The organism is Streptococcus sp. HMSC074F05 (assembly GCF_001808725.1).
GTDB classification, from domain to species: Bacteria; Bacillota; Bacilli; order Lactobacillales; family Streptococcaceae; genus Streptococcus; species Streptococcus parasanguinis_I.
Window position 1 is genome coordinate 62,485 of record NZ_KV794409.1, and the last position, 14,258, is coordinate 76,742.

The 14,258-nt window shown below is 37.9% G+C and carries 17 protein-coding genes and 2 pseudogenes; 1 reads left to right on the forward strand and 18 read right to left on the reverse strand.

Features of this window, described 5'->3' with window-relative positions:
- The 7 genes from HMPREF2685_RS02565 to HMPREF2685_RS02595 all read right to left on the reverse strand — a co-directional run.
- Positions 1-281 (reverse strand): phosphoglycerate mutase family protein (locus HMPREF2685_RS02565; protein WP_148130437.1); only part of this gene is annotated, 281 nt, incomplete at its 3' end.
- An 81-nt stretch (positions 282-362) separates the two neighbouring features.
- A complete protein-coding gene (locus tag HMPREF2685_RS02570; protein ID WP_070465061.1) occupies positions 363-1,700 on the reverse strand; it encodes a PFL family protein in 1,338 nt (445 codons plus the stop codon).
- Between the two features lie 18 nt (positions 1,701-1,718).
- Entirely contained in the window at positions 1,719-1,985 is a 267-nt protein-coding gene (locus tag HMPREF2685_RS02575) for an ACT domain-containing protein (protein WP_003004214.1), read from the reverse strand.
- Positions 1,986-2,269: 284 nt separating this feature from the next.
- Positions 2,270-3,391 carry a VanZ family protein gene (locus HMPREF2685_RS02580; RefSeq protein ID WP_070465066.1) on the reverse strand — a complete coding sequence of 374 codons (1,122 nt, stop codon included), beginning with the start codon at positions 3,389-3,391 and terminating at the stop codon, positions 2,270-2,272.
- A gap of 196 nt (positions 3,392-3,587) precedes the next feature.
- Positions 3,588-4,223: a TetR/AcrR family transcriptional regulator gene (locus HMPREF2685_RS02585; RefSeq protein WP_049523599.1), complete on the reverse strand. Its 636-nt coding sequence runs from the start codon at positions 4,221-4,223 to the stop codon at positions 3,588-3,590.
- A 13-nt stretch (positions 4,224-4,236) separates the two neighbouring features.
- Positions 4,237-5,244: an NADP-dependent oxidoreductase gene (locus HMPREF2685_RS02590; protein WP_070465068.1), complete on the reverse strand. Its 1,008-nt coding sequence runs from the start codon at positions 5,242-5,244 to the stop codon at positions 4,237-4,239.
- A gap of 199 nt (positions 5,245-5,443) precedes the next feature.
- Entirely contained in the window at positions 5,444-6,043 is a 600-nt protein-coding gene (locus HMPREF2685_RS02595) for a rhomboid family intramembrane serine protease (RefSeq protein WP_049523594.1), read from the reverse strand.
- 319 nt (positions 6,044-6,362) lie between these two features.
- On the opposite strand from HMPREF2685_RS02595, the gene HMPREF2685_RS02600 reads away from it, so the two are divergent.
- Positions 6,363-6,566 (forward strand): CsbD family protein, encoded by a 204-nt coding sequence (locus tag HMPREF2685_RS02600; protein ID WP_049471982.1) that lies wholly within the window; start codon positions 6,363-6,365, stop codon positions 6,564-6,566.
- Positions 6,567-6,846: 280 nt separating this feature from the next.
- On the opposite strand, the gene HMPREF2685_RS02605 is transcribed toward HMPREF2685_RS02600, so the two are convergent.
- From HMPREF2685_RS02605 to HMPREF2685_RS10420, 11 genes and pseudogenes are all read right to left on the reverse strand, one after another.
- A complete protein-coding gene (locus tag HMPREF2685_RS02605; protein ID WP_070465069.1) occupies positions 6,847-7,548 on the reverse strand; it encodes a DUF3169 family protein in 702 nt (233 codons plus the stop codon).
- Between the two features lie 14 nt (positions 7,549-7,562).
- Positions 7,563-7,913: a PspC domain-containing protein gene (locus HMPREF2685_RS02610; protein WP_070465072.1), complete on the reverse strand. Its 351-nt coding sequence runs from the start codon at positions 7,911-7,913 to the stop codon at positions 7,563-7,565.
- Between the two features lie 13 nt (positions 7,914-7,926).
- Positions 7,927-8,109: a hypothetical protein gene (locus HMPREF2685_RS02615; RefSeq protein ID WP_049499707.1), complete on the reverse strand. Its 183-nt coding sequence runs from the start codon at positions 8,107-8,109 to the stop codon at positions 7,927-7,929.
- Positions 8,106-8,315, reverse strand: coding sequence for a helix-turn-helix transcriptional regulator (locus HMPREF2685_RS02620; RefSeq protein WP_031576108.1), 210 nt, complete (start codon positions 8,313-8,315; stop codon positions 8,106-8,108). Before HMPREF2685_RS02620 ends, HMPREF2685_RS02615 begins: the two co-directional genes overlap by 4 nt.
- A 719-nt stretch (positions 8,316-9,034) precedes the next feature.
- Positions 9,035-9,169: a hypothetical protein gene (locus HMPREF2685_RS10820; RefSeq protein ID WP_002889641.1), complete on the reverse strand. Its 135-nt coding sequence runs from the start codon at positions 9,167-9,169 to the stop codon at positions 9,035-9,037.
- 45 nt (positions 9,170-9,214) lie between these two features.
- A complete protein-coding gene (cadX, locus tag HMPREF2685_RS02630; protein ID WP_070465077.1) occupies positions 9,215-9,553 on the reverse strand; it encodes a Cd(II)/Zn(II)-sensing metalloregulatory transcriptional regulator CadX in 339 nt (112 codons plus the stop codon).
- Between the two features lie 11 nt (positions 9,554-9,564).
- Positions 9,565-10,179 carry a CadD family cadmium resistance transporter gene (locus HMPREF2685_RS02635; protein WP_021154423.1) on the reverse strand — a complete coding sequence of 205 codons (615 nt, stop codon included), beginning with the start codon at positions 10,177-10,179 and terminating at the stop codon, positions 9,565-9,567.
- 299 nt (positions 10,180-10,478) lie between these two features.
- Entirely contained in the window at positions 10,479-12,542 is a 2,064-nt protein-coding gene (locus HMPREF2685_RS02640; RefSeq protein ID WP_002893754.1) for a heavy metal translocating P-type ATPase, read from the reverse strand.
- Position 12,543: 1 nt separating this feature from the next.
- Positions 12,544-12,822: a DUF6110 family protein gene (locus HMPREF2685_RS02645; protein ID WP_002893755.1), complete on the reverse strand. Its 279-nt coding sequence runs from the start codon at positions 12,820-12,822 to the stop codon at positions 12,544-12,546.
- A 180-nt stretch (positions 12,823-13,002) separates the two neighbouring features.
- Positions 13,003-13,593: pseudogene (locus tag HMPREF2685_RS02650) on the reverse strand (transposase); the annotation flags it as partial.
- Between the two features lie 487 nt (positions 13,594-14,080).
- A pseudogene (locus HMPREF2685_RS10420) lies at positions 14,081-14,258 on the reverse strand (TIGR00341 family protein); the annotation flags it as partial.

Genomic DNA, 14,258 nt, shown 5'->3' on the forward strand with positions numbered 1-14,258 from the left:
CCAAAACACCACTCGCGGATCCGTTTGTCAAAGCGATAAGGAATCTGGTCTTTCAAGCCCAATTCATCGAGAATGATCCCCATGGTCTGAATGGCACGGCCAGAATCACTGGAATAAGCTCGAGTAAACTCCAAACCAGACTCACGCAAGCCGATTCCCAGAGCCTGAATCCCTCGTTCTCCTTCTGCTGTCAAGGGTGTATCGGACCAACCTTGAGCACGGCCAATGGTATTAAACATGGTTCTCCCATGACGAATCACAAATAATCTTGTTTTAGCCATCTTGTCTCCTTTTGCAAGAAAAAAGTCTGGAGTTTTATCATCACAGACTTTTCTATTTTCTACTATTATACTAGATTTCTCTTAGTTTTTAAAGCTATGAACCGGAGCTGGAATTTGACCACCACGGGCAATGAAATCAGCTGACGAAGCCTTGTTGACCTTCATTACCGGAGCAGATCCAAGAAGTCCACCGAGCTCTAACATATCGCCTTCCTTGCCATAAGGAATAATCCGAACCGCTGTTGTCTTTTGGTTGATAACGCCGATAGCTGCTTCATCGGCGATCATGGCCGCAATGGTTGTATCTGGAGTATCAGCCGGGATGGCAATCATATCCAGACCAACTGAACAGATAGCTGTCATAGCTTCCAATTTTTCCAGGTTGATATGACCTGATTGGACCGCCGCAATCATCCCTTCATCTTCTGAGACAGGAATGAAGGCACCTGACAAACCACCGACTTGGTTACAAGCCATGATGCCACCTTTTTTCACTTGGTCATTGAGCAGGGCAAGGGCTGCGGTTGTCCCGTGGGTTCCTACTACTTCAAGCCCCATGGCTTCAAGGACACGGGCAACCGAATCTCCAACAGCTGGTGTTGGCGCGAGAGACAAGTCTACAATCCCAAACTCAACACCGAGACGTTCACTAGCCATTTGACCCACTAATTGCCCAACACGGGTAATCTTGAAAGCTGTCTTCTTGACTGTTTCAGCCAATACATCAAAGCTAGCGCCTGGAACTTTTTCGATGGCCCGTTGGACGACACCTGGTCCTGAAACCCCAACGTTAATGACAACATCCGCTTCACCGACACCGTGGAAGGCACCCGCCATAAAAGGATTATCTTCTACTGCATTGGCAAAAACTACGAGCTTACCAGGCCCCATCGGATCCGCTTGGGAAGCCTCTTTTATGATGCGGCCCATGTCTCGGACAGCGGTCATATTGATCCCCGTCTTGGTCGATCCGATATTGACTGAAGAGCAGACAAAATCCGTCTCTGCAAGGGCGCGAGGAATAGAATTAATGAGAATTTCATCCCCCTTTTGGTAGCCTTTTTGAACAAGGGCTGAGAAGCCACCGATAAAGTTGACCCCAACTTCCTTAGCTGCACGATCCAGTGCCTGAGCAAAGGGTACATAATCTGTCGCATCTGTTGCAGCTCCGATAATAGAAATCGGAGTGACCGAAACCCGCTTATTCACAATGGGAATGCCAAGTTCTGCCGCAATCTCGTCTCCAACAGCCACTAGGTCTTTGGCCTTTGTCACAATCTTATGGTAGACTTTTTCCGCTGCCTTTTCGATATCTGGATCAATACAATCGAGAAGGGAGATCCCCATGGTGATAGTCCGAACATCGAAGTTCTGCTCCTCAATCATGGCAATGGTTTCTGTTACCTGTTTAATGTCCATAAATTCTCAACCCCTATCTTACAAATTGTGCATGGCATCAAAAATCGCTGCGCTTTGGATATTGATTTTCACATGCAGAGACTGACCGAATTCTTCCAACTCTGAACGGAGCTGTGTGAAATCTTTTTTCTCATCCGATGATACGACTGCCATCATGGTGAAGTACTCATCCAATACAGTTTGAGAGATATCATCGATATTGAGTCCTAATTCTGCCACTTTCGTTGCAACACCCGCTACGATTCCTTTTTGGTCTTTACCAACGACTGTAATAATTGCTTTCATTTCACTGCTCCATTCTATCTATTTGCTTCCATTGTAGCACAATCCCCTTAAAATCGCCCTTCTCAACTGGGAACGTTCGGATATATTAAACGTGTATAAAAAAATAAAGAGGCTGGGACAAAAGTCCTAGCCTCTTTATTGTTTTTGGATTGTCGAGCAAGACGCAGTGGTTGAGTGGGCTCTACTACGCTGCTTTCATCAGCTTTTACAGTCCTACTCAACTGTGCGGAGGTGGGACGACGAAATCGAATTCTAACGAATTACCGATTTCTGTCCCACTCTCTCTATTTTGACGATTCAGTTTCATCTTTTAAGAGCTCTTTCTTCACGCGCACCGTACTCTCATACTCAGCTCCAGCTAGACGATCAAACGGAAAGCGACGATTGAGTAAGACGATGGCAAGAGTGAGAATTAGGTACAATAAAACCACAAAGAAGAGCAATAAAATCATGGACAGGGTTAAGAGGGAATTGTCCGTCAAATCGCTATTCAAGAGCGAAATCAAATAGAACAACCCTTGAGGAATCAGATAGAAATAACCTACTACCAGGATTCCCCGCCAGATGGTGCGAAGCCATTTTTGCTTGTCAAAATGCAAGCGGAATTTCAATAAAGCCATTCCCAAGGTTTTGCCACGCCACAAGGGAATCAAGGCAAAATAGACAGCCAAAACCGCTACATAAGGAACCGTCTCTAAACGCTCGATTACCGCGTAAAGCAAGGATAGCATCACAAAGTCGATCAAGAAGGCAAGACCCATCCGGAAACCAGATACTTTCGTCCCTACTCGGAAAGAATGCTCGTCAATTTCGTCTCTTGTTGGCAATAACCATACCAGGAACCAACCAAGCAGATAACCCACTCCACCACCAGTGGTATTTTGAATAATATCATCGACATCTGCTAGGCGGTAAGGGCCCGGATACAGAAAATAGAGACCTGATAACTGGGTCAACTCCAAAAAGAAACTAAAGAGGGCTGTCAGGAGAATCGTTTTCTTAAAACCACACTTGAAATAATAGCGTAGATACATCCCAAAAGGAATCAACATTAGGACATTAAAGGCAGGCACATAAAAAGTTGGATGCTTAAGGGCTTGAATCCAAGTACCAGTCTGCGCTAAATCAAAGGGGCTCTCCTTGAAAAAATCCACTACAAAAGCAAAAGGTTGGAGATTGACCATTTCCGAGTAGCTAGTATGAATCTTACTTGGATCCGGCAGAGGCAGGATCACCAAGAGATAGACCGTCATCAAGTAAAGCATAAAAGAATAGAAAATCAGCACCCGCAATTTATTGACCGAACCATATTTTCGATAATTCAAAATCATGTAGGGCAAGGTCAGCAAAAAAGCCAAAAAAGGGAAGAGCTGAACAGCTGTTTTGATTGTAGAGATATACCCCATTGTGTCTCCTTTTTTTCGTTATAAAATCACCCTTTGCACAATGACAAAAGGTGATTTCTTCATTGATATAGAATATTATACGGCCTGGTAGAGGAAGAGTCAAGGAAGTAGAGTTCTTTTCATTTTTTGAGATCCTTATTGAACTAAAATCAAAGATGAATCCTCTCACTGTAACATCCTTGGTATAGAATAGGAATCACAAGACTATCCTATTTGCTAGAATTTCAATCATCTCATCTGAAACTTTTCCCACATCAATTGCTTTACTATTTAGCATGGATGGCACAGCATAAGATAGCATTAAGGAGATAAGATTACGAATGATTCGTTCATTAGGCCAATTAACCAGCTCTCCTTTCGCCTTATATCTATCTAAAATAGGATTGAGTGGTATTACAATATTGTTCTGAACGATGTCCCCAGTTTTTTCAAACAAAGATGAATCAATTAAACACCTTGAAAAGAGAATTTTTATAATATCTCTATTGTTGGTCAGAAAATTTAGTCGATCCTCGATCATACTCCGAAAAAAAACTGTAACACTTTCATCGTTACACAGAACTTTTTGATCAGTAAACAATTCAATTGTTTCAGGTATGACCTGATCAAAAAATAAGAGGAGAAGCGTATTGAGTATGCCTTCTTTTGTTTTAAAATAGCTAAAAACAGTCCCTTCTGATACTTCCGCTCGGCGTGCAATGTCAAGCGATGTAGTTTTTTCAAAACCGATTTCGGAAAACAAGGTTAAACTGGCAATTAGAACACGTTTTTGTTTATCACTCAATCTCATGAGTTGAATATGACGAACACAAGCTTGATTTAGATCAACCATTTTCCTTTCCTCCTCACTCCTCTTGAATCACAATCACACGTTTCCCTCTGGTATGCCCTTTTTCAAGATCCTTGTATGCTTCTTTTATTTCGGGTAATGAAAATGGATAGATTTTATCCAAACGAACTGAAATTTCCCCTTTGGAAACAAGCTCTGCAAGTGATAGGAAGTCATCATATTGTGAATGCCGTGGGCCTGTAAATTGAGCTCCTTTCAAGATAGCAGAAGGAGATGGAACCAGGGTAGCAATTTGATCACCTCGCAAACCCAATTGGAAGCCTAATTTTACATAGTCTCCCCCATAACAATCCAACATCTTGGTAACAGTTACTCCTGAGAGTTCTTGAATTTTTTCTTTGATCGATTCATGATAGGAAATCGGGATGGCACCGATCGATCTGAGGTAGTCCGCATTACCAGCACTAGCTATTCCAATAACTCTGACACCTTTTGAAACAGCATATTGTACTGCAATCGATCCAATTCCTCCAGATGCACCTGAAATGACAATTGTATCCTTATTTCCAATATTAATTTTTCGAAAAGCTCCTCCTACCGTTAAGGAACTAACCCCCAAGACTGATCCATGCAGAAAATCAATATTAGATGGCATAGAAGCGATCTCCGTCTCCTTCACACAAATCTCAGTTGCTAATGCTCCTCTTTTTGAACCAAGACCAGGTGCACTTATAATCGTCCCAAAGACTCTATTTCCTACCGAAAACTGAGTTACATTTTCACCTACTTCAATGATTGTCCCAGCAAAATCACGTGCAACGCCTCTAGGGAATAAAGAAGAAGTTTTCTCAAACCATCTACTAGGATGCCTTAGTTTCATTAAAAGGGATAACATCCGAAGCTGTTTAACACCCTCAAAAATTTTATAATCCACCGGATTTAATCCTACGGCAGCTACCTTGACTCTCACTTGATTTTCCTTTAGTGGTTCTGGTTCTACCTCTGCTAATTCTAAGACATCTATATTACCAAATCGGTGAAATTGAACCGCTTTTACAGTCATACAATACATACCTCCATTGCAAAATTGAGTGATCACTCAATTTTTGATTATTATAGCATACAACTAGCCATGATTCAATGATAGCTTCAATTCAATGATAGCTTCAATTAAAAGAATGCAAAAAATTTTTATCAAAAAAACGCCCAAGATTCTCCTCTTGAGCGTCTGTTAGGAATGACCCTACCTTGCATTTACTATATCAGGAACTTTTAGCTCTCCCCTTCAAGATATTACTTCCGATAAAGACCAATAGATAACTCACAATCCCTGAAAGATGCAATAGCGTTGAGATCCATCCGGTAATTGCTGGTAAGAGCATGAGGCCAGATAGAAAAATCAAGAATAGATAAAGCCATTTTACGGTACGTGAAAATTCTTTCCACACGTTTGGCAGGATCATAACCCCTCCGGTCACAAAGCCGTATCCTACAGCAGAGATCCCTGTTGCCTGAATGTCCTGCTCCTGGGTTAAAAAGTGAAAAACGATGGAAGAGAGGACTGTCGCCGTCACAAAAACGATTAAGACTTGTCTGGAGCCTCTTTTTCTTTCTAGCAGTCCTCCGAAGGGAAGGATCATGAGTCCATTTAACAACAAATGGACCCATAAAAACCAGATAGGTGCGCCTTTACTACCGTGCATCAGGGTCCCACTGACATATTGCCAACCATAGACCGGCTTCGAATGAAAGGCCAATAGGTCATACATAGCATCCCCATAAAAGGAAGTCAATAGACCAAGCAACAAACAGATTAGAGCTAAAGTGCTGATAATAGGGTAGGTTGTGAGGATTCTTTTCATATTTATCTTCTCTTTTTCAAAAAACAGCGTTACGATGTTTCCATTCACGATTATTATACCATTTATTTCATTGGAGACAGAAAAAGTTTTTTGCTTTTTTCGTTTCAAATCTTTGCTGTAAAAACGAAATGTCGTGACTTATTAGTCGGTCATTATTCGTGACCGGAAAGCGATCCTGTTTTTTAGCCGTAGCAAAAATTTGACTTTCCATTTTAAAAAGAATATACTCATTCTAATCTGAGACAAATATTTTTTATTTTTTTAAATCAACAGTATTGCATTCAGAGAAATAAACGACTAACTTCATGGAGGTGACGCTATGTCATTAGAAGAAAAATTGAACCAAGCAAAAGGTTCTGTTAAAGAAGGCCTTGGTAAATTAACCGGCGATACAAAAACAGAAGCTGAAGGCACTGCTGAAAAAGTTGCTTCAAAAGCAAAAGAAGTTGCTGAAGATGCAAAAGAAGCTGTTGAAGGAGCTATCAAGGGCGTTAAAAATATCTTTCATAAAGACGACAAATAGTCTTTAACATCCTAGACCCACTCTATTTTCTACAGTCATGTTTGACCGTGGAAGATAGGGTGGTTTTTATTTGCTTCAAATTCAGTTATACAAAAAAAACACCCCGAAGGGTGCTCATTGTAATGATTAGCATACTTTTAAAAGAACGTTTACTAAAGCTACTTTACAAACTTTTTAGAATTTTGTGTTTAGCTCTATCTTGGAATGAGATTTATTTTGATTGACTCATCCCTTTCAACATCCTCACCTCCATTTTCGACACGATTCATAGAAACCCCTGTTATTTAAAGTATCGTTTTGTTTTTCTTAATTGTGCAATATTAATATAGAGATGGATGACAGCAGTTATAAGGACACCAACTAACTGCACTTCACCAAGAATGATGGATAAGGCAAATAAGATGATATAGACCGATGGTAAGATTAGCTGATTGAGTTTGAACAAGATTAAATAAGCCTCTTCCATTTCCGCTTGTTTCTCTCCCTCGTCATACGTTTCTAGATAGTCTAATACCTCTTTTGGTGTGGCTAAAATAGAGAGTTGGTAATTACGAATTTTGCTCGTTGTTTTGACGCAGAAACTTCCAACAAGAATGGTTAATACCGCTAAGAGAAAAACTGATAACGGAAGATCATGACTAGGTAACACGGTAACCAAACTGAAAAACATACTAACTTGCAAAACATTGTAAGCAACTGTCCCATAATCTAGAGAGCGATACATCTTGATATAAGCCAGCTCATTTAATTCATCATCTTCTTCTGCTAGGTAGCTATCATAAGCTTTCCTACTATTCATAATAAAATAAAGAGCTACTATGGTCGATAGTATTCCCAGACAGAAAAAGAAGGTCGTCAAAACAAACTGTACTTGCTCTTGAGAAATGTTTAAATGAAGATTTGTGAAAGCAGCACCAAACATTCCGATTAAACCACCCAACAATAAACTTCCTAGCAATAGTAATAAATGTTTCTTTTTCATTTTCCATCTTCTTTCTAAAATAAACCAAGTAGCCCTTGAACCAGAGCATGACCAAATCCAAAGCTAGCTGTTAACACTTGATCACCAAAGCTATTCAGGAGAATGGCAACTATATAGAAAAATAGGATCTTGTACCCTGATTTTTTGATGACCTCTTCCAGAGATTCACTTCCCATCCAGCCAGCTAAAAGAGCATAACTTATCACTGTGAGAAGACTAATTTCTATCGAAGAAAGAAAAAGCAAAACGACTAATGCACGAACTATCAGGGGATCTACCTTGAAATAATTAGCGATACCGGCACAAACCCCTGCAATTTCTTTATGTTCGGTATCTACTTGAAAATCTGCCAAAAACTCTTTCATAATCTTACTCCTTTTATACTCTTTCTTTTACTTTCTTTTCTATCCGCTCAAATACTAAACTAAAAATCAAGCCACTCCAGAAAAAATAATTACTGTCTAAAATGTGAAACCATCCCATCAAGGTCCCGATCATCATCGAAACATTTGCTATAAAGGCAATGATACAAAGATAATAAATTACTCTATATTTGTTCATGATTCTTCCTCCTCTAAGCGAAATACCGACTCTACTGGCTCATGAAATATCTGAGAGATTTTCAAGGCGATAATAATAGAGGGGGTATACTCATCACGCTCTAGCAAACTAATGGTCTGCCTAGATATACCTGCTAGCTTTGCAAGCTCGGTTTGGTTTAAACCATCACGAGCGCGAAGCTCTTTTAAACGATTTTTTAGCTTCATATTTACCATTGTCATCAAACTCAGCCACTTCGCTTAGATATCCCAAAAATGGTAGAATCTGATTTTTCCTCCTTTGTTATTATATAAGATATTATTACCGATATCCTCATAGTTTCTCCGTTCAAAGTCTTATTTCTTTAACTTGATTACATTGTAACATATCTTTTTATTTTTGACAATGATAATAGTCAAAAATATCATTATTTTTGTCATTTTGTAAATGATTTAGGTCAAAACTCTTATCCTGAATAAGAATTGATTTGATATTTTTCTAAATAGAGATGAAATGGATACTTGAAATCAAAAAAATAACGGGGTCAACTTTGTATTTTTGAAACAAAAAAAGACATCCAAGAGAATACTCTTGAATGTCTGTAAACGTTGATAGTATCGTGTTGATTAACGTTTTGAGGCAATTGACTTCGTCGAATGGCAGCCGTAATTGTAAGCGGCTAAAGCCACAACAACTACGTCAACTACCACAATTTAGTATGAAAATACAAAAAGAACACCTCGAAAGGTGCTCTTTGTAAGTATTGTAATTCTTTCTGATCTATATTGGGTTTATCAATTACTTTATGTAAAAACCAGTTTGCTACCGTTGAAACAATAACAATCAGTCCATAAAAGAGCTGTGCCGAATGATTCATGAAATGACTACTAACTATTCCAGTAGCATGGGGCATAAATGAAACAAAAAATAAAAGATACAAATTCTTTCAAATTCCTCCCTTTTCAACTTGGCTAACTTGACCTGCATTACCTAGGTCGCTTTGCTTTAAATTATACTTTTTTCTTAAACATTTGATACGAGTAGGTATTTCTTGTGAGTAATTTTCATCAAAAAATTTCATAGATAAGTCCTATATATAATCATGGTAAAGTAGTAAAAATAGTTGTTATCCTAGTTGATTAAAAAAGTCTTTGATTTCCTCATCTTTTATAAAATAATATATAATTTTCCCCTCTCTTCTAGTATCCAAGATGTTTTGATTGGTTAGTTTACGAAGATGGTGGGAGGCAGATGCCATACTGAGATTTAGTAAACAGGCTATATCACAGACACAGAGTTCTTCGACGGCAAGGAGATAAAAGATGATATTTATCTGTTTATTATCGGTAAATTTTGATAAAATGCGAAGTGATTTTTGGACTTTTTCCTTTTCAAGGTAGTTCGTTGCGGTTATAACATTTTGTTGATTTATAACATCCACTTGACAGATACTATCTTTTTTCATAATTTTTTCTCCTAGCCGAACACAGTCCTTAGCATGTCAAAGCTGTTGTTTTCAATCAGGATATACATCCCCAATCCTAAATAGACAACGGCAATAAACCATCTGCTATATTTTTCCAAAGTTTCTCCAACAGAAGGGACTTGTGCTAATTTTTGGGCAGAAAAAACCAAGAGATAAATCATGACTAGAAAAGTAAGTAAAGTCACTATCAAATTCGCTAAATTTAAGGTGGTAAAATATGGGACAAAGACACCAATATTGTCAGCGCCACAACTTGCAAAAGTAATCATAGCGACTAGAAAAATCAGGTTTTTATTGTCTTTTCGCAAACCATCTTTTGCAATAGCTTCTCCATCAGAATCTCCTAAAAGCAAAACTTTGAGGCCTAGGAAAATTGGAATCAAACCGAGTAAACCTAAAATCTCTTTACTAGGAATATAATTTAAGACAAATGCAAAAAGCAAACTTAGGAATATTAGACTAACAGAGCCTAGAAATTGTCCTAAATAGATGTTAATGATGTCCTTTCTGCTTTTTCTTTTGGCAAAAAATAACATTAGGATAATAAGTAAGTCTACGGCTGTCCCAGAATACAGGATTATTGAAGTAACAATATTTTGAATCATAAAACACCTCATTCAAATATATTTTTGAATGTATTCTAACATTAACCTTTGTAGATGTCAACTTAAAATCCACCAATTAATAATTGCATGTCAATATTTGTATTGTGAAACTAGTTTCAGAAATATATAGTCTTAAAGTATGTCCACTGCCAATGGTTTTTTCAATATTTAAAAGGAGAGAACCAATTTGGTCCTCTCCAGGGTATAATTTTCCACCAACCCACTACAGTTGACAAAGAGCCGTTATTCTCAAATGAGACAACTCCTTTTAGTTTTTATAACCTCAGCTTCTCGGTCTCTTACCTACTTTTAATAGAAAGACTACGAAGGACGATTCTTAAAGTAGTCAGATTGTGCAATATCGAAAGATTAGATGGGCTTAACCAATTTAACAACCCAAATCCAATTAAACTTCCATTTATTACAACTGTTTCTTGAATATTTCTTTGAATTAATTTCTGCAACGATTCAGATAAAGAATTCAATTCCTCGAAGAAATCTAAACGATTATCTAATAATAAAATATCACTCATCTGCTTAGAAATATCAGCACTTTCATTCATCACAACCCCAATATCTGCAAGCGTCAAGGCAGCAGAGTCGTTTAACCCGTCTCCAACCATCAAAATAGTTCGGCCAGCTTTCTGTAATTCCTGAACCAACTGAAACTTACCATCTGGTTTTAAATCAGTATAAACGTTGTCAAATGGCAGATCTTTAACCAACTCTTCTGTTCTAGCCAACGTATCACCAGTTGCCAGAATCAGTTTTTTCCCTTGGCGCTTTAGCTTTTTCAATGCAACTTTCGCCTCGCTTCTCAAGGGAGTGTGGATACAAAACATCCCAATTAATTCTTTCTTATAAGCCAAAAACAATAAATTGTAATGAGTCTTATATTGCTCAATCAAGGCCAGCTGCTCAGAACTAATTCTTACCTGTTCGTCTTGCATTAGTACATAATTTCCAATGACAACCGATTGACCATCAATTTGCGATTTAATCCCTTTGCTTGCAACATACTGAAGCTTGCCATGCATTTCTTCGTGTTCAATGCCTTCAATTTCAGCTTGTTTAACAATTGCATTGGCAATAGGATGATAGATATGTTCCTCCAAACATGCACTTATTCTTAAAATATCTTTCTCAGTATAATCTCCGAAAGGAAGAACCTTTTCAACCAAAGGATAACTCGTCGTGATGGTACCCGTTTTATCAAACAAGAAAGTATCCACTTCCAGATATTTTTCTAATACATCACCATCTTTAATAACCATTTCTCGATTTAGACCTTCCTTTATGGCCGTAAGGTAGGCTACAGGTGTGGATATTTTTAGAGCACATGAAAAATCCACCAATAAAAAGGAAATGGCTTTTGAAAACGAACCTGTTAACAGATAAGTCAAACCAGCACCTAAGAAGTTATATTTTACAACCTTGTCTGCCATCCTAATAAAATGACGTTGTTTTGTCTTCTTACTCTCTTCAGATTTTTTCATCAGATTGATGAGTTGCAAAATACGACTGTTTATCTGATTATCAGTCACACGAATTCTTAACTCTCCTGTTTCCAAAACAGTATTCGCACATACAGAATCTCCCTCTTTCTTTTCAACAGGGAAGCTCTCTCCAGTCAAGGAGCTCTCATTGACCATGCCTAATCCTGAAACCACTTGGCCGTCAAACAAGATTTCATTACCTTGGGAGACAACTAATACATCACCTACTTGAACATCAGAACTCTTGATGCTGATGACCATGTCTCCCCGCACTAAGAAAACATCACTTTCTTTAGCAAGAAGGCTTTGTTCCAAATCTGTTGCTGTTTTTTTTAAAGACCACTGATCCAGATGATTACCCAAATCAAGCATAAACATGATGTTGCTAGCTGTCTTGGATTGGTTCATAAACAAGGACAACAAAATGGCCGAACAGTCCAAGACCTCCATGGTTAGTTCCTTGCGCGCTAAAGTTTGATAGGCTTCTTTGACATAACCCAAAGCCTGATAACAAGTCCAAATATAACGAATAGGGTAGGGTACAAAACTTCGAAACAGCAAACGCTTAATCGCTGCACCCGATACAATTGAATAAGCACTCTCTTCTCTACGAATGGGAAGAGTCATCAAGTCCGAAACTTTCCCCTTGTCAATTTTTTTTAAAAAGGCCTCTGCATTTTCTAATACAGAGAAGCCTTCTTTCATACGTAGAGTAAAGTGCTGCTGATCCATATAAAACTGAATAGAGTCGATCCCTTTTTCATCTTTAGCCAAGGAACGAAGATAATCTTGAATATCCAAGGTCAGTGAAAACGAGGACGATAATCGGATATGTTGATATCCTCTGTGTAGCACTTTAAAAGACATATTATTCACCTGTCAGGCTATCTAATTGTTCTTCTTTCTTTTCCTGTTCGTATAAATATTTAGCGTCTTGTAAAACATCATCACCGTGTTGTTTTACAACAGAAACAGATGCATCCAGTCCATCTTTCAATTTGTAAGCTTTAGCCAAGGCCTTAGAATAGCCTTTCTTAGCTTCTTTACTTGCTAAGACTTTCAAGCCAAGCGTCCCAAATGCTACCCCTCCTAAGAAGAGAGATGATTTTTTCGCAACTTTTGCGACGTTTAATACTTCTTTTAACATGTTTATTTCCTCCTTGTAACTATTGTAGCGAAAAATGACAGCAAAAGCAATTGCTGATATCTGATATATAGATAAAATTCTCTATACTGATATTTAATTATATTATGATGAAAACAATATACTTTATTTTTTGATACTGTAAATAATTATGTGTAAACACTTAAGTAGAGTTACGGAGTGTTAATTAAATAAGCTTTCAAGTGTATCAGAACATTGACCAAACCCTTTATGGATTCGTTGACTTTGCTTGAAATTATAATCTTCAAACAACGTAACTAAGTAACGTTCCAGAGCCTCCTCATTAGGAAAAAGAACCTTCTTTTTCGTTTGATGTTTGATTTCTTTGTTAAGAGACTCAATGAGGTTTGTCGAATACATGCTGTGCCAAATCTGGTAGGGAAACTGATAAAAAGTTAAAAGATTATCCGTCTTCTCCAGACTTTCCATGACTTTCCTATACTTTGGTTTCCATTCGGCGAGAAAGTCCTCTAAAGCTTGTCCTGCCATTTCTAAATTTTCAGCACGATAAATCATTATAAATTGCCCCAGAATAACCGCTCTATCTGCTCGTTTCACTTTACTAGCTAGATTTCGACTAATATGAATTAAGCAACATTGTTGTTTAGCTAATGGGTGAGCCTGACTGATAATCTGCTCAAGCCCCTTAAAGCCATCTGTAACTACAAGAGAAATCTGTTGGATTCCTTGGTTTTGAAGCTTGTCTAACAGGGTGGACCAAGAAGCATTGTTTTCTTGAGGCAACTGTGCATAGCATATCTCTATGCGACTAAAGTCGCTAGAGCTATCCTAATTGCGCACCGCCAGTTCTCATAGAAAAAAACACCTTGCAAGATGCAAAGTGTTTTCGTTTGTATTCTGCTGTCCAGTAACGAATTAACGTTTACTAAATTGTGATGCTTTACGGGCCTTTTTCAAGCCTGGTTTGGAAAGTATGAATTTCAGTTGGACTAAAAACAGCGTAATATCAAGACTTTTCTCCGCTTTTATAAAAGCGTTTTTCCAATCAAATTCAACTAATTTTATCTAAATGGTGTGGATTTTACCCCCAAAATTACAGAGAATGGAGCTGATAAACACTAAACGTTCACACCATTAGTTAAATGATTTTTTTCATCATTTTTCTTAGATGATAGAACTTCTAATTTATTTCTTATTCAAGCAAAAACAACCTGCTATAAGTAAGAAAGAGGAAGATACAAGAAAAACACGGCGTAAAAACCGATTCAGTTCATTGTCCTCAATCCTTGTCTGCTTCATTTTCTTTTACGAGATCGTTTTGTGAATCTTTTTCAGAGAGTTTTTGATCAATATACTTGTCAATGTTTTCATAAAATTCCTTGGTCGCTTCACTATCTAATGTTGGCGAGTTCTGAACTTGATTCACTTTCAATTGAACAGATTGAATACCGTAAGAG